Origin of the sequence: Metabacillus litoralis (assembly GCF_007994985.1) — a bacterium.
Taxonomy (GTDB): Bacteria; Bacillota; Bacilli; order Bacillales; family Bacillaceae; genus Metabacillus; species Metabacillus litoralis.
Window position 1 is genome coordinate 1 of record NZ_VOQF01000003.1, and the last position, 18,147, is coordinate 18,147.

Genomic DNA, 18,147 nt, shown 5'->3' on the forward strand with positions numbered 1-18,147 from the left:
ATTAATACTCACTTCCGTACCAGTTGACAAATTATAGATGCCACTCAATTCACTACGAACTCCTCGAAAAATCGCTTCAGCGACATCACTCACATATATAAAATCACGTGTTTGTTCACCATCACCATGAATTGTGATTGGTTCTTTCCGGAGTAATACATTAGTGAAATGGGCAATAACACTACTTTCTTCGCTCAAATGCTGCCTTGGTCCATACACATTAGAAAAACGGTATATTAATGAAGAAACACCATACAATTCATCCCATTTTTGGCAATACTGCTCGCCAGTTAATTTGTTTAAGCCATAAGGAGAGATTGGGTTTCCCTGTTCATCCTCTCGTAATGGTAAATTCTGATTATCTCCATAAACAGCTGCAGAAGAACAAAAAACAAATTTCTTCACATCATGGATTTTTGACAAATTCAACATATTAATTAGTCCGAGAATATTTGTTGACGAATCAGTGACAGGTTCATCGATTGATCGCTTCACATGTGTTTGTGCTGCACAATGAATCACAACATCTATACTGTGGGCCTTAAAAAACTTTTCACACTGCTCATCCTCGATGTCGATGATCAGTGATTTATGCCGAAAGTTTATATTCTCTTTTCTTCCAGTTGTTAAATTATCAATAATAAAAATTTTGTGATTTTCTTTATAAAATCTCTCTGCCACAAAAGAACCAATAAATCCATAACCACCTGTTATCAAAACATTCATATCTCAAACCCCAATATTATATTTTTGATAATCGCTGATGATGAAAAAGCGATTTCAAAATATGCTAAATTTCTTCAAAATGAGACAATATTACCATCTAATAGTAATGGATAAAACTCCTACTTACAATCACAAATCTCCTCATGTAAAAGATTATATTTCGAGGTGTTATTCTTAGATAATATAATAATTGGGTGGAAACTGTCCTTAGTTAGAGAAAGTCTCCTTTTGCTATATTTTGTAGGCAGGAATTTATTAGATAAAAGGATTGTAAAATAACTTTAATTTTCTGAGAATCTCTTTGGGATTTAGGTCAAAAGACGGAGCTGTTCCACTGGCTTTTTGTATTTACAAGAGTTCAGATTTCAAGAATAGGGAGTTACCTCCCTCTGTTTTAACTTGTTCAGTAATATATATCATATTGTTAAAAGTTTAGATTGGAATAATATGTAATTTATATTTTCAATATTACCGCTCTGTTGTTGAATATGCAGATAGATAAAAGGTGTTAAAACCCCACTCTTCAACACTCGCGTTCGATGGCTGAACATCAGATATTGTAAATAATGTTCCACTGACATATTGTAGGAACACAAAAAAGGAAATCATACCTTTATAAGATGATTTCCTTTAATTTTAAATAAATTATTAGTACTGTACCTTTTACCCTGTTAGTATAAATTCATTTGGAAACCCTATCTTAGTTTTTACTGGTTGCTCTAAAGAAAATGCTAGGGTAAGTGGCCTTAGTTTACCTATAAACATATTCATAATAATGACGATCTATCCAATAAGTTTGAAAAGCCAAATGATAAACCCACAGTTCCGAATGCAGAACTCAACTCAAATAATATGACTAGAAATGGTGATTCTTCAGTAATATTAAAATAAATACAGTTATCACTATAAACAAATGGCCTATTGTTTATAAGGCTAAGCTCTTAGGACGAACTCCATTGTAATCGATTTATTCCTAACAACGATGTCCTGCTTCCCCTTTAATAATGTCAAAATTAAAAACGAAAAAGACAAAGACACTAAATGTAATTAAATAATTTCTCCTCCTGTATCCTGTGCTTCCCTCACTCAAGTAGTGTTAATAACAATTTTCGTTAATTTCTAAGTTCATATAAAAATCTCTAAAACACAAACTAGAAAGGTTTTTAAACGTGTTTAATAAGTCTGATTTTAATAGATATACCACACAAAGTTAATTTATTCGGATTTTAGGGACACTCCTCCCTCTCTGTTTCTAAATGCTACTTCCTATTTTGAACACCTTGTTAAAACTTATTTTTAATTGCATAAATTTTTAAAATTAATGCAATTATACTTGTTTATGGGAAATAGTCTACATATGTCCAACGTATTCCTTGATATCAATTAATACTTCTTCTTCCAAATTACCATCTTTTATAATAATTTTCCCTGTTGAAGAAAAATCGCTAGGCATTAAACCATTAAGAGGCATATTAAATGATGCAATTCCTAACGTCTTATATGTTTCTCCTATTAACCTACTACATGTATAGTCAATATTTTTGGAGGTTATAGATAAATATCTTCCTTCGATTACCTCCTCTATCATTTTCCATTCATTAGGGTTTGGAATTCCATGTACTTCCGTAATATAATCATAAAGCTTTTGTTGATCTATTTTGTGATTTAGTTTTAATGAACGAAGTGCATATTGAGGAGGTTCATAAGGAGTGACATCTTGCCCATATGATTTAAGTCGATCTAAAAGTTTCACGACTTTTGGTCCTGTCTTATTATCATGAAACCATTCATCTTGTAAATTAGTTAATGCTGTTGATTCAAAAAAATACACTTCTCCCTTAGGATCGGGACGTATCACCATTCCTACATGTGACCACATGCTCTTTTCAAGTTTTTCTACTAATTTACTTATAGAGTATTTACCACTAAAAAGGATTAGATCTCCCGTATTGAGCGTTGGCAATAGATTGTTAAATGACTGTGAATTCATATGCTCCTCCTAATAATTGATGTTTTAATCGGAATTGCTCATGATATAATTATACAATAATTCTTGCAATAAGGAGTCAAACCTCATGAAAATGGCTTTCAAGAAGATAATATTAATTATTTGTATTCTCTTTTTCACATTTATTCTTACAGACAGGAACGTTATTTTTGCTTCTTCAAAAAATATTATTATTAATAACGAATTTGAAAAGGTGAATATAAAAGATTCATGGGAGGTATACGTTGATCAAAATAATATCTCAGAAAACGAGATTCTTAAAAAGCAAGACGAATTTCTTCCTATAAGTAAGCTGAATATAGACGGAGACATAGCAAATTCTACCTACTGGATAAAAATAAATATCTTAAATACTAGTGATTCTCCAAAAGATATATTACTAGAATTAAAAAAGCCACATTTAAGTTTAGTTTCATTATATTCGGTTACTCATCAAAAGCTTGAATTAAAGGAAACAATTGGCTACAGTAAACCTTTTAATGAGAGAAATATAAGACATCGTAATCTAATTTTCCCTCTTGAACTACAACCTTCAGAGAAAGCAAGTACATATTATCTAAAAATTAGAACCGATAGCTTTTTTCAAGCTCCCATCACAATTTGGGACCCTGTTGTATTTTCAATAGAAAATTCTAACGCACAAATGATGTACGGGCTATTTTATGGCACAATGATTGGATTAATTATATATAATAGTTTCCTATTCTTTTCACTTAGAGAAAAAACATATTTTTATTACATTCTATTTATTGCTGGATTTACAACTATGCAATCAATATGGGACGGATATGCATTTCAATGGATATGGGGAGATTATCCTTGGTGGGCATTAAGATCAAATTCATTCTTTATTCTTTGGACTGCAATATTTGCATTACAGTTCGCTAAACATTTTTTACAATTAAAAAGGAAAGCACCTATTTTATATAAAATGGTCAATATTTTTAATACAGTGTGTGCAATAGCTTTGATACTTCCTTTTACACTTAGTATAAGTATCTCAACCATGACTAGTACTCTTATTGCAACTATCTTTGTATTGTTTATCATATTGATTGCAATAAAAGTGAGGTTAAAAACAAGGGAAGCAAAATTTTTTATTGCTGCATGGGTCTTTCTTTTAATAGGGGTCTTATTAAATATCTTGGCTGCATATAAGCTAGTTCCACTTACTCCTATAACCTTATTTGCCCCCAAAATTGGATCTCTTGTGGAAGTATTAGTTTTATCATTGGGGTTAGCTGATAGGATTAAAAGGATTACTTTAGAAAAAGAGATGGAATCAAAAAAATATTACATGCAAACACTTATACAAAATTCTTTTAAACAAATGTCAAGTTTGAAGGAAATAAAAGAGTTAGCGGATAGTGGTCTTACTACAATAATGATTCTTACAAAATTTAAAAATGGCTTTTACCTATCTAAAAATAAATCAGGTTGGTCTTTATTAACTCAAAAAGGTGAAATTTTAGTTAATCGTACAATTAATATAGATCAACAATATTTTAAAAAACTGACTTATGCAAATGATGTAGATCTAAGTATATTAGGTATTCAGCAGTCTTTCGGTTCATACCTTTCAATACCAATAGTTTGTAAGGGACATGAAGCTCTTCTTATTGCTTATAGTCAAGAGAACCTTAAAATAGATACATACGAGGTAGAGAATGTTATCCCTTATTTCAGGGAGCAATATATGGTTTTAATAAACAATTTAATTAACTATCAATCGCTACAAAAATCAGCAATGTATGATCACTTAACAAATGTATTAAATCGAAAATATTTTTTAGAAAAAGCAAAAAATATGATGAAAAAATCTGTTGAATTAAATCAAAATGTAACGATCATTTTAATAGATATTGATCATTTCAAACAGGTAAATGATACTTATGGTCATAACATAGGTGACAAAGCTATAATCTTTGTTGCTGATCGAGTAAAAGAGATAATTAAAGAAATAGGTGTTGTTGGACGGTATGGCGGTGAAGAATTTATAGCCATTTTAAATAATGCTGACGAGAAAAAGGCCTTGGAGATATCTGAGTTGTTAATTGAAACTCTCCATGTTCACCCATTTTCAATAGATGATGGAAAAAAACTATTTTTAACTGTCAGTATTGGAGTTTGTAGTAATACTAGCAATAAAAACTTATCAATAAATAACATGATTCAGCTAGCAGATGAGTCTTTATATAAAGCTAAAAACATGGGAAGAGATCAGGTGGTTATCTATAAAGATTATATAGAAATAAAATAACGAATAGGAAGTTGGCGAAAAATACCAACTTCCCATTTTATATACGCTTACTTAATAATTATTAAAAGAACAATTTCCTATTAAAGGTGCCTTTATTCTAGACGTGTTAATAACACTTATCGTTAGAGTAGAAAAGTTACAGTTAATACCTTGTTTATTGAATAACTATTTTTCAACCCTTTTTGATAACAGTGTTTACGATCTATGAGGAAAGTACATATTAACGATTCTTTAATATAATTAACCTGCATCAAAAAATTACCAGCCTTTTCAATATCAAATTTATGCTATGTTTAGTCTGTGGGTACTTGGTAACACTAAATAAAGTTATGTGTTTTACTGCAACACATAACTCCCAAGGACGTATGCCGATAATCTCCTATCCCATCCCTATAATTATAGGAACGAAACAATAAGTCCCTTCTGGGCAACTTTTAAAATATATTCTAGGAAGTAATAAGAAAAACTTGTATTCTGTCTCATACACTAAGATCACTTAAGGAATTGAGATGGAATAAAAATCTCGCCAAATGAGACACTCACTATATAATAACTGTTATTTAAAAGTTTACCTCCAAAAAACAATTATTTAGAGGTCTTTTCAATGGAATTTCAGAGGTTCAATAAAATTATTCCCAAATACTCTGAACAGCTATGAAAAGTGATTTAAATATTTTTTAAAAGTTTCCTACATGACATAAACGCTCTATAACTCTGTAAGGTTATATCCCTCCTATCTCTCTGGTACTTCGCTATATTTTTGAAACCAGACCCTCCTCTAAAAAAATAGGAGCAACCCTTTTTGAAGGAATGCACCCGTTAGCATCACAACTATTCCTTATCACGGTGCATTAAAATTGAAATCATCATCTTCAACACTTGCGCTCGTTTGTGGAACATTAAATATGGGAAAATATATCGTTATCTGTAATTAAAATTTATTTAAACCTATTGTAACTTCTCCATCGTGATAAGATTCTATTACATAACCTACTTCTAAGTTATACATAAAAGTATCTGAACCAACCGCAGTTACATCTTACTGACATAAAGTTTTATATCCCTCCTATCTCTCTGGTACTTCGCTATATTTTTGAAACCAAATCTTCCTCTAAAAAACCTAGGACTAGACCATATGCTCGCAGATTTAAGAGCATTGCTAGTTGCAACTATGACTTGTCTATGTATAAAAATCATTTCGTCTCCAAGAGTATGTACTCTATCCTTGTTTACTATTGTATTCATCCACACAAAGAGCAAGTTCAACTTATTTTTTTGTAACACCATCACACTATTCTATCGCGGGAATTTATATGGATTTTATATCATTCGAATTAAACAGAATTTCAACCACCTTAGCCTCTCAAATCTCTACTTCAGTTGAGTCTAGCTTTATACCGCCAGTTGCTCCCTAAAACAAACAAGATTTATTTCCTTCTACTACCGATAAACTAACTTCTACAACACTTAAAATTAGTATTATTAATATTTATGTAATTTTCTTTTTTTAATTCACCCTCTATGGAGTTCAACCTATTATTGCTTTAGGTAGAGCATGTAAAGAGGCGGAATTAACACAATTGACATTGAAATTAAGTTTTGGTTAAGGTTTATATGTATTTGGAAATTTGTTTTCGCACTGATTATTTAAATAAACTAAAGAGACTGACAAAACTAATTGCCAGCCTCTTCTTCATTTAGTTTACTCTTTTAATTCTTCCTTCAGTTTTGTAGTCAACTGAAGAAGGTAAACCCTTAACGTAATCAACTGTAGCATCTAGATCTACTGGACCAACCTCCATGCTTGAAGAAAGTTTTCCAAAACTAGTTTTAAGATTACCGTACATATAGTTATTTACTACTACTGTGTATTCTTTTGTTGGAACGATTGGAGTTCCATCAGGTAAAAAGATGTCAACGACTTTACCAGTTTTAGTTTGATCATCAAATGTGTACGTGTAGTTGAAGCCAGAAATATGATAATCAAGACCTTTTGCGGAAATCTGTTCATCAAGAATCATTCTTAAATCATCACCACTGAGGGTCGCTTTATTTAATACATTACCAAATGGTTGAACGGCGAATAAATCACCAAATGTGATTTCACCCGCTTCTAATGGTGCACGAACTCCACCACCATTCATGAGGGCAAAGTCAGCGTCCATTGCTTCCTTCATGCCATCAGCGATCAGGTTACCAAGGCCAATATCACCGTACTCTTTTGCAATAGTTGGATAGCCTTTTGCAAGTGTAGACACGGACTGACCAACTACCTGAGCTTTAATTGGTTCTACTTTTTCTATATATTTTTTCATAATGTTAAACACCACAGGATCTGGTGAGTACTTGTCATGGTAAACTGTTTTGATCTCTGCTTCTTTTTTATAAATATCTCCTGTAAACGGATCAATTTCAAGATCAACATCAGAGAAAGCAGAGCCATAAGAATAAGCTTGTACAATCAACTTATTATCTACAACTCTATTCACCTTTACATGGTTATGAGCGGCAAAGATTACATCAACTTCATCATTGATTTGTTCAGCAATTCTGCTTGCATCAAATGAGTCAGTATAACCATTTTGAGTAGCAGGGTTATGAGCTAGAACAACAATCGATTCTACATCCTGTGCTTTTAATTCTGCCGTATATTTATTAATTGCTTCTGTTTCATCTGTAATTTTTAAAAATTCGTTTCCTTTTGTCACAATCATAGACGGAGTTTCTTGCGTAACAACACCAATGATACCTATTTTTTGACCACCAGTTTCTAGTATTGTATAGGGTTCAGTGATCAGCTGTCCGTCTCTCATATCATAGGCATTTGCTGCAACAAGTGGAAAGTCCATTCCGTCATAACCTGTATTACCATTTGGGTGATCTCCCCCATTCATCATACGCTTTAGCTCATCAATACCTTCATCGAACTCATGATTTCCTAATGTTCCAGCATCAAAGCCAATCTCTTCTAATACTTCAATTGTTGGCTCATCTTGGAAAAGAGCTGAAACTAAAGGACTCCCACCAATCATGTCACCCGCATGAACGATAAGTGAATTTGGATTTGTTGCTTCTTCCGCTTTAAGTGCAGCTGCTGTATATTCAATTTTTCCAGCGTAGGATTCACCTACTTTTGTAGTCGTATCTAATTGACCATGTAAATCATTTAACCCTAGAAGTTGAACTTTTATTCCACGGTTTAAATCAATATTGAATATACCAAATCCCTTATCATCAGTTTGTCCAGTATAAGAGAATGGGCTTCCCTCTGAAATGTACTGATCTGCATTAGGTGAAGTCTTGAATGTAACATTCACATCACTTGAGATTGGTGCAATTGACCAGTTATTATCAGCAGTTGGAGTAATTTGTTTTTCTTCAGAAATATAATCCATTAAAATTTGGCGGTTTTCATCAGCAGAATCTACAACTAATTCACTGCCTTTTAAGCCAGGGAAATTCCCACCACCACCTGCACGATAATTGTTCGTTACCACAACAAACTCTTGTTCTGGATCGATTGGTTCACCATTGTATTCTAAGTTAACAACTCGGCTTGAGTCAGGATTAACAAGCGTTCCTTTTGAATCATATTTAGCAGGCTTAGTTACATCAATTTGATACTCAACTCCGTCTATCACGTCAAAGTTATACACAGGGAAAGAAGCATTTAATAATTCTTGTGCTTCCGTCTTAGTCTTGTCAATTGTATTAAACTTTCCAGCTGACATTTCAATCCATTCCTTCACAACAGAACCTTTTACTTTGACAGCTTTTAATGTATTGTCATAAAGATATAGGTCACCCGCACTACGGATGGTTAAATCTCCTTTTTTGATCTCTGTATATTCATCAACACCATTACGTCCTGCTTTAAAAGGAGCACCAACTGATAAAATTGGAAGGTCTTTTAATTCAGGTTTATTCAATGAAATGTATTTTTCTACATACCATTTTTGTGCATTTGTCACAACCTGGATCGAAGGATCATCTTGAACAAGAGCAAAATAGCTGTAAATATCATCAGTTGTTGTACCAATTGGTGTATTTACATACTTAATCGTATCTTCATGTACATCTTTTACAGCGCTAACAATTTCTTGATCTGCTTCAACTACTGATGCATCTCTAGTAGAAGACTTGGAATCAGCAACTTCCCATTTTCCTTTAATCTTTTGAAGAGTAAGATCGATGATTCCAAGTGAACCACCACCATATCCTGCTTGAACTGCAGCAACACCATTAATAGTACCTTCTTTATTATCTACTCCAGGTAATGGTTTTCCATCAGACCCTTTAAAAAGTGAATCTAGGCTAGATTCATCCTTAGCGGGGAAAGTTTTATGAGTATGTGAGAATGTGATGGCATCAATGCCGTCCACTTTACTTAAACCATAAACAGTATCTTCTGTGTTATTTTCATTACCACTAAAACCAGAGTGAGCTAATGCGATAACAACATCTGCACCTTCTTCCTTCATTTGAGGAACAAATTTTTCAGCGCTTTCAATAATGTTTTTTGTTATCACCTTGCCATCAAGGTTAGCTTTGTCCCACTCATTAATTTGTGGAGGAACAAAACCAATATAGCCTATTTTTATAACCTTTGTTTTGCCATCTTCATCTTTTACTTTTTTATTAACAATTTTATAAGGACTATATTTATTAACGTCGTTTGAAGGATTATTATCATGGTCATCAATATATACATTTGCATTTACATAAGGAAATTCAGCATCATCATACACTTCATCTAGGTAGTCTAGTCCATAGTTGAATTCATGGTTTCCAAGTGTGGCTATGTCATAGTCCATGATGTTCATTGCTTCAATAGCTGGATGTACCTCGCCGTCCTCTAGTGGATCAATCTTAGCTTTATAGGTGCCAAGAGGAGTACCTTGAATTAAGTCACCATTGTCTACGAGAACAGAGTTTTCTACTTCTTTTCTTGCTTCTTTCACAAGAGTTGCTGTCTTAGCTAGTCCAAGCTTAGGAGCTACAGCATTTTTGTAATAATCGAAGTTTAGCAGGTTCGTATGAATGTCTGTTGTTTCCATAATTCGAAGCTCTACCTGTGATTGAACCTTAGAAGTGGTAGGCTTTGCTGCATTTACAACACTTGTCATGAACGGGGTTGATAACAAACAAATAGCTAGTGTACTAGTCAAAATCTTTTTACCTTTAAGCTTGTTTTGCAACTTCATTCGATCCATCCATCCTTTTATTTTTCTAAGAGATTAAATCTCTAAATCTAAATATAGCAGAATTATTTTATAATAGTTTAATTCTACTGAATAATGATTCTATTCTACTATCATAATTTTTTAGGAATAGTTTTATGTAGTGCCAGATGCTTATATTCTGCGGTGTGTAACAGGAATGATATGGGTATAACTCCCCTAATACTGATCACCATAGATGTGTTAATAACACTTTTGGTTAATTCCTAATATGATAAAAAAACGTCTAAGTCCCTAACTACCAAGGGATTCAAACGTTTTTATTAACTATGGTTTAGTTTTATTAATAAATATTTTTACACGAAGTTAATTATAGAATAATAGGGATTTACCTCTCTCACTGTTTCTAATTCAAAAGCTATTTTACAATTATGTCCAACTGCTAATTATTTAACTTATTATTAATGAAATTATATCAAAACAGATAATAAACCTTTGGAATAAATCTGCTATAGGCTTTACCGTCACCGAAGTATTTCTATAACTATAAAAACGAAGTACAACTATTCCTGAAAAACACTAACAAAAAATGTCTATCAAATCATAATTAATTTGATAGGCATTTTTTTCTTTTAATAGTAAAAGGAAATTATATACTAGACACCAAATTGTTAACCGCACTAAACAGAGCTTTTACTGAGGAGTTCATTATATCAGTGTCAATACCACATCCCCAATATATAGTACCATTACTTGCAGTAATTCCTACATAAGAGACAGCGTTTGATCTTGATCCTACTTCTAGGGCATGCTGCTTGTAGACCAAATCTGTATAAGTAATATCAAGTTGAGTTTGAAGAGCGTTGCTAATCGCATCAAGTCTACCATTTCCCACACCAATAAATTCATGATCTTCATTATTCATCCTGATTGATATAATTGTTTCATAATCATCATTTTTAGTATATTTGTAATTTATCAATTCAATAGGGGTATTTATATTCACATAGTTGTTAATGAAAATGTCATGAATTTCACTTGGCATAAGTTCCTTGTGTTCATGATCTGAAACATTTTTCACACTGTATCCAAAGCTCTCACGCATTTCGACAGGTAGATCAATTCCATACGCTTGCTGAAGGATATAACCAATTCCTCCCTTACCTGATTGACTGTTGATTCGGATAATATCTCCTTCATATTCTCGTCCAATATCCATCGGATCAATTAATAGATAAGGTACAGTCCATTGCTCACGTTCTTCTTCCTCGCGCCATTTCATTCCTTTAGCAATTGCATCTTGATGTGAACCTGAAAATGCTGTAAAGACAAGTTCACCGCCATATGGATGTCTTTCGTGAACCTTCATTCTTGTTAATTTCTCATATTTAGAAATAATAGTAGGGATATTGTCTAAATTCAGCTTAGGATCTACCCCATGTGAAAACATATTTAGTGCTAGTGTTACGATATCGACGTTCCCTGTTCTTTCTCCATTTCCAAACAAAGTCCCTTCAACTCTTTGCGCTCCGGCAAGCATTCCTAGCTCGGCATCTGCTACGCCAGTTCCTCTGTCATTGTGTGGATGAAGTGATATGATTACATGGTCTCGATAGCTCAGGTTGTCACTCATATATTCAATTTGACTTGCGTAAACGTGAGGCATGGACATTGATACAGTTGCTGGTAGGTTGATAATCACCTTGTTGTCTGCTGTCGGATGCCAAATATCAAGAACCTTGTTGCAAATTTCAAGTCCAAACTCAACTTCTGTACCAGTGAAGCTTTCTGGAGAATACTGAAATTGAAAATTCCCATTTGTTTTAGCAGCATATTTCTTAAGCAGTTTTGCTCCATTAACAGCAATATCAATAATTTCTTCTTTAGATTTTCTAAATACTTGCTCACGTTGTGCTACAGATGTTGAATTATACAAGTGAACAACTGCTTTATTCACACCTTGTAATGCTTCAAATGTCTTTTTTATAATATGTTCTCTTGATTGTGTTAAAACTTGAATTGTCACGTCTTCCGGAATTAAGTTTTCTTCAATCAAAGTACGTAAAAAAGCAAATTCAGTTTCCGAAGCAGCTGGAAATCCAACTTCGATCTCCTTGAACCCTACACGTAATAGCAACTGAAAGTATTCTAGTTTTTCCTCTAAACTCATCGGGACGACCAAAGCCTGATTTCCGTCTCGAAGATCGACACTACACCATGTAGGAGCTTCTGTAATATATTCCTTCTCTGTCCATTTCAAGCTTTGCACTGGAGGCATAAAGTAACCCCTAGAATATTTATCGATATTTTTCATTCTGTCTCCCACCTATTCATTTATAATTTGTTATTTTTTTAAGGCTGTTTTCTCAAACTTTGTTGCTTTTAAATACCTAAAGCAATCAGCACTTTATTAAGTCTAGTGGCATCTTATCTTCATAAAATGGTACCCTTATAGTAAGAAAACACTGTTTATATTCCAAATTTTATTACATAGCAACAATCGTTCAGAAAAGAGCCTTATTTAAAAAATAAAAAAAGCCTCATCTCTATAAAAAATAGAGACGAGACTTTATATCTCGCGGTACCACTCTAATTGATTAATTAAAATAACATTAACCCACTCATTTTCGGTGGCCAACACCACCTATCTTCATAACGGAAGATCACCGACATTCCCTACTGATTGTGTTCAGGAAGTAGCTCTTGGATGAGTTCGAAGGCTATAACTACCGATTCTCACCATCCATCGGCTCTCTGACAAGTTTATAAATCCTTTTACTAGTTCCAATCTTTGCTTATAAATTATTTATTTAATTAAATAGAATGATATATCGATAAACCCTAGTTGTCAATACTGAATATTCTAAAAATAGAGCTTATTATGAATTTAAATAACTTTTTAATTCCTGTTTATTTGTCAATTCTATATTATACTCAACTTTCATCATCATGCACCTGTTTGTTTATAGTTGAGATTTTTTTAATTGTTGTCCCTGGATAATAATGTTCAATGATTTCTTTATATTTGTAACCTCTATCGCCCATTATACTTGCACCCCATTGACTCATTCCTACACCGTGACCAAACCCTCTACCTCTTATAACATAATAACGATCGTGTTCTTCGAATGTATCAATGAAGTAGCTTCTAAAGGTTGATCCACCTATTAAAGGTCTTATTTGATCAATTTCAACCCCGTTGAGCTCAAATACTTCATATAAAATTGTTCCTTCTATCAAACATCTTAAAAATTCTATTTTAATTGAACCTTTTTTTGAACGATTTGATTCAAAAAGATCTGGTGATATATCTAGATTTGAGATCGATAAGATTTTTATATCCCCTTCAAAACCTTGTTTGTTTAGCCTTTTTTTCATGGGTTCTATTATAGACTGTTCTTTTTCTTCCAACTTGTTCCACCAGTTCATTCTAGTAGCATCTATCCTTGCTAATAATAGCTGCTCTTTATGTAAACGTAGTGTCCATGGTTGAATCGGATCGTAAGGATCAATCTTAATGGGAAAATAAGATTTTGCTGTTTCATTCCATACATTTTCGTTGTTTTCAGTCACTCCACCGTTACTTGCCGAATAATAAGCATTAATTGGTTTATTTTCAAAAGTAATAATTTCACCTTTTGTTTCATCAACTGCTCTAGAAGCTTGTTCGAACCATTCATATCCCCCATAAACTTGAAATTGAATGGTATCATCCATTTCTTTGTCCATATGAGTCACGGTGTAGGTCCTAGCAGCAAGCGACTGCGCCTTTAACGTTTCTATCTTCCATGATGGAAATACCTCAAAAGGAACAACACCTTTTAAATAATCTTCCAAAAAAATATGATTAATGGGTCTAATGTATTTATCGTCTTCTATGATAAATTCCATTGCACCTAGGTATTTTTTATCATTAATTGTGATAACATGCTCTTTATTATAATGATCAGGTATTAAGATAAAAGATTCACTTAGTACCATTTTGTCATCATGATTAGTTAATAACATAGATCCTTTTTTAACGGATAAAATGTGTTTAACTCCTTCTCTTATTTCCTCAATTCCATTCAAAGTTGTATATCTACCTTTGACCTCTATAGTGAGCTCATCTGTATCTCCTATGTAATTTTTCAACTTGACCTTTAATATGTCATTAGCATATACAGTTTCTTGACTGGTAAATATAGATACAAATAGTAAAAATAAAATTATACGTTTCATAGGTATTAGTATTCTTGAATTTACTTAATCGTATTCTTTTCTCCATTTTCATTACCACTAAAAGTATATATTAATGATCTTAAATGAATTTCCTCTCTGGTTTTATGGACTAGAGATTAGAGATCTCACCAAAGTTAAAAAGTCATGACCTCAATGGTGATCATGACTTTTTACTTTTAACGAATCTTTTGTTATGTAATTTTGTAACTTTTTAAAATAGTTTTCTCCGTTATTTACTGTTTTTAAGCATTATATCTCAAACTGATCTCTTTCATTGAAAAATGTTTTATACCCATAATGAGTAAAAATCATAATTGTAAGTGCTACACTGCCTGTTATTCCTAATAAAATGGCAATTTGGTATTCTATTGCAATTAGTGGACTTATTCCGGCAAGAATTTGACCTGTCATCATACCTGGTAAAAACACGATCCCCATCCCAACCATATTATTAATAGTAGGTAAAATGGCTGAATCAAATGCTGAATTCACAACAGATTTTGTCGCAACCTCTGGTGTAGCTCCTAGCATTAGCGCTCCTTCTATTAAATTTCTTTCTCTATGGATACCGTCAAGTAAGTTCTTTACACCAAGTGTAATGCCCGTCATAGAATTTCCAATAATCATACCTGCAATAGGAATTAAATATTGAGGTTCATACCAAGGCTGAAAATGGATGACGACAAAGTTGAAATAAACTAACGTAATAAGTGATCCTGCTACCATTGATAAAGCAATAATTTTTTTAAGTTTTTTCGTTAAAGTCTTTGCAACTTGTTTGAATGTATTGAAAATCGCAAATGTTAACATAAATAATACAATTAGGCTAATAAGATATGGATTTGGTTCCTTAAAGATATAGGTAAGTATATAACCAACCAACACTAATTGAATCGTCATTCGAGCGGTGGATATGATGATCCGCTTCTCTCTCTTTAGCCCTCTCCATTTTACAAAACCAATTAATAGTAAAATAAAAACGTAGCCTGCACAAAGTCTCCAAAATTCAATATCTCTTACGATATTTGTCACTTACTTCCTCCTCCATTTTTATTTAGAGTAATCGTATTTTCTCCGTATTTTGCTGCTAGCTTTTGGGAATGAGTAATAAGAACAGCAGTTTGATTGTTTTCTTTTATTTTATTAATAAAGCTTTCCATTACCTTATCCTCGGTATCATCATCAAGTGCCGCTGTAGGCTCATCAAGTAAAAAGACTTCCGGATTCATTATATATGCCCTCGCAAGTGCAAGACGTTGCTTTTCCCCACCAGAAAGTGTTTCAGCATCCTCATCTAGACTTTTAGCTAAATGAACTAGTTCCAATGCATTCAAAAGCTTAGAATCATCTTGTACATCATTCCCTGCGAATTCCAAGCCGATATTTATGTTTTTTCGAATTGTTCCATCAAAAATCGTTGGCTGCTGTGGTAACATCACAACTAATCTTCTATGCTTAATTGGATCTTCTTTAAGTAGGTTTTTTCCTTTGTAATAGATCTCTCCTTTATCAGGAGAAAGCATAATATTTAACATTTTTAATAAAGTTGACTTTCCTGCCCCACTTTCACCAACGATACAAGTGATTTTATTTTTAGGAATATCCATAGTTTCAATTTCTAAAATATCTTTAAAGTGCAAATTTTTAATAGTAAACATCATAAAACTCCCTATATTTTCTATAGACGATCATCCTCTATGAAACCTCCATTGTAAATATAAAGTTTTTTTCAAAATAAAAATAACCACTTTCTAAAGGTATAAACCTCAATAAGTGGATAACCATAAGCCCCTATACTTCCATTTTCATATGTAAAACCACTAAAATCATTGAAATTAACCCTATTATCAAAATAAAGTAAATGACTAATCATAAAAACTATAAGTAATACAAATCCTACATAATGATCTTTAATAAAAGGTGGTGTAAATTGTGAAAAAAGATATTCAAAATTCAAGCATTGAACAAATAAAAAATGATCATGAAACTGAAACAGCTTTTCAAGTAGACAATCCGAATAAGAAAAACAAAGGTAAGGATAACAATAAGTAATAGAAATTAATAAAAAATACAATAATATCTAGTTAAAGAAAAGAAACATTAAAAACTTAGCTAAAAGGGAGTTCTTGTATTAACTCCCTTTTAACAATGAGATAGACTAAAATTCTGTTTTGATGGTAACAAACTTTAATTCCGTCATTTCTTCTACAGCATATTTGATACCTTCACGTCCATAACCACTTTCTTTTACTCCACCATATGGCATATGATCCAGTCTAAAAGTAGGTATATCATTAATAATAACTCCTCCTGATTCCAGTTTTCTAGAAGCATTTAGAGCATTATTAATATTTTGAGTATACAAAGCAACGTTTAATCCATATACGGAATCATTGACCATTTCAATTGCCTCGTCTAAATGTTGATATGGAACAATCGACACAACTGGTGCAAACGTTTCTTCACAAGAAACAGCCATATCTTGTTTCACATCTAATAAAACAGTTGGTGTAAAGATCGATCCCTCTCTTTTACCACCTAAGCCAATTTTAGCACCTTGATCTACTGCAGCTTTTACCCATGTGTCAATCCGCTTCGCCTCAGCTTCATCGATCATCGTACTAATATCTGTTTTATCATCTAATGGATCACCGATTTTCAATTGTTTTGCTTGTTCTATAAATTTCTCAGTGAATGTTTGATAAATTGACTCATGAACATAAATCCGTTGAAGAGAAATACAAACTTGTCCTGCAAAGGCAAATGCACCCTCCACACATCTTGGGATAATTTTGTCCATAGGAATATCTGGTTCTACGATTAAGCCTGAGTTCGAACCAAGTTCTAGTGTTACTTTCCGTAAGCCGGCTTTTTGCTTAATGATCTTTCCAACAGCAGCACTGCCTGTAAATGTTACTTTTTTGACTCTCTCATCTGTGATTAACGCATCGCTAAGTTCTTTTCCGCTTCCAGTTATCACCTGTAAAGCACCTTCAGGAAGACCTGCTTGTTGAAATATCTCAGCAATTAAAAACGCACTTAATGGTGTTTTTTCAGCAGGCTTTAACACAACTGTATTGCCTGCTGCAAACGCAGGACCTAACTTATGTGCAACAAGATTAAAAGGGAAATTAAAAGGGCTGATGGCTGTTACAACACCAATCGGCTCTCTCCAGGTCATCCCAATACGATTTTCTCCACCAGGTGCAGCATCCATAGGAATGGTTTCTCCATAAATCCGTTTTGCTTCCTCTGCTGCAAATTCATATGTAACGATAGTACGACTTATTTCAGCTCTAGCTGCTTTAATTGGTTTACCGGCCTCGTTTGCTATTACTGTAGCCAGCTGATCACTTCGTTCACGAATAATTTTAGAAACGTTAAACAATATTTCAGCTCGCTTATATGCAGGCATGTCCTTCATTGATTTAAATGCTTCATGTGCTCCACTGATCGCTTCTTTTACATCTTCTTCATCAGCCATGCTGATCTTAGCAAGCAACCTACCGTCGTAAGGAGCATACAAAGGATAAGTTCTTTCTTTCATAACATATTTTCCATTTATCAATAATCCTTGAATATTCATTTATGATCTCCTCTCAAATAAAAAACTTACTGTTTAAATTTTCTATTCGGTTCATTTTGAGTTTATCACTAACAATATAAATTTATCAATTTCATCATTAATTATTAACTTCCCGAAATAATAGAAATGGAAACACTTACGTAAACAATATTATAAAAAAATAATT

General features: G+C 32.9%; 10 protein-coding genes, 1 pseudogene and 1 other annotated feature. Of the genes and pseudogenes, 2 read left to right on the top strand and 9 right to left on the bottom strand.

The window, feature by feature from the left end; translation table 11 throughout:
• A partial coding sequence (locus FS935_RS05075; protein ID WP_146946475.1) for an NAD-dependent epimerase/dehydratase family protein occupies window positions 1-726 on the bottom strand: 726 nt, incomplete at its 3' end.
• A 1,351-nt stretch (window positions 727-2,077) separates the two neighbouring features.
• Window positions 2,078-2,716, bottom strand: coding sequence for a C40 family peptidase (locus FS935_RS05085; RefSeq protein ID WP_146946476.1), 639 nt, complete (start codon window positions 2,714-2,716; stop codon window positions 2,078-2,080).
• Window positions 2,717-2,801: 85 nt separating this feature from the next.
• Between FS935_RS05085 and FS935_RS05090 the strand changes: the two genes are divergently transcribed.
• Window positions 2,802-4,994 (top strand): sensor domain-containing diguanylate cyclase, encoded by a 2,193-nt coding sequence (locus FS935_RS05090; RefSeq protein WP_146946477.1) that lies wholly within the window; start codon window positions 2,802-2,804, stop codon window positions 4,992-4,994.
• A gap of 931 nt (window positions 4,995-5,925) precedes the next feature.
• Here FS935_RS05090 and FS935_RS24555 read toward each other — a convergent pair.
• The 6 genes and pseudogenes from FS935_RS24555 to FS935_RS05115 all read right to left on the bottom strand — a co-directional run.
• Window positions 5,926-6,033 (bottom strand): annotated as a pseudogene (locus FS935_RS24555) (CDI toxin immunity protein); the annotation flags it as partial.
• A 658-nt stretch (window positions 6,034-6,691) separates the two neighbouring features.
• Window positions 6,692-10,198 carry a bifunctional 2',3'-cyclic-nucleotide 2'-phosphodiesterase/3'-nucleotidase gene (locus FS935_RS05095; RefSeq protein WP_146946478.1) on the bottom strand — a complete coding sequence of 1,169 codons (3,507 nt, stop codon included), beginning with the start codon at window positions 10,196-10,198 and terminating at the stop codon, window positions 6,692-6,694.
• Window positions 10,199-10,823: 625 nt separating this feature from the next.
• Complete coding sequence (locus tag FS935_RS05100) at window positions 10,824-12,488, bottom strand: 2-isopropylmalate synthase (protein ID WP_146946479.1); 1,665 nt, start codon at window positions 12,486-12,488, stop codon at window positions 10,824-10,826.
• A gap of 240 nt (window positions 12,489-12,728) precedes the next feature.
• Window positions 12,729-12,975, bottom strand: a binding site (T-box leader).
• Between the two features lie 133 nt (window positions 12,976-13,108).
• A complete protein-coding gene (locus FS935_RS05105) occupies window positions 13,109-14,308 on the bottom strand; it encodes a SpoIID/LytB domain-containing protein (protein WP_240050825.1) in 1,200 nt (399 codons plus the stop codon).
• Between the two features lie 336 nt (window positions 14,309-14,644).
• Complete coding sequence (locus FS935_RS05110) at window positions 14,645-15,427, bottom strand: ABC transporter permease (protein ID WP_146946481.1); 783 nt, start codon at window positions 15,425-15,427, stop codon at window positions 14,645-14,647.
• Window positions 15,424-16,077: an ABC transporter ATP-binding protein gene (locus FS935_RS05115; RefSeq protein WP_338036903.1), complete on the bottom strand. Its 654-nt coding sequence runs from the start codon at window positions 16,075-16,077 to the stop codon at window positions 15,424-15,426. Before FS935_RS05115 ends, FS935_RS05110 begins: the two co-directional genes overlap by 4 nt.
• A gap of 247 nt (window positions 16,078-16,324) precedes the next feature.
• On the opposite strand from FS935_RS05115, the gene FS935_RS05120 reads away from it, so the two are divergent.
• Entirely contained in the window at window positions 16,325-16,447 is a 123-nt protein-coding gene (locus FS935_RS05120) for a biofilm-forming protein (RefSeq protein WP_146946483.1), read from the top strand.
• A 106-nt stretch (window positions 16,448-16,553) separates the two neighbouring features.
• On the opposite strand, the gene FS935_RS05125 is transcribed toward FS935_RS05120, so the two are convergent.
• Complete coding sequence (locus tag FS935_RS05125) at window positions 16,554-17,981, bottom strand: aldehyde dehydrogenase family protein (protein WP_146946484.1); 1,428 nt, start codon at window positions 17,979-17,981, stop codon at window positions 16,554-16,556.
• Window positions 17,982-18,147 lie beyond the last annotated feature (166 nt).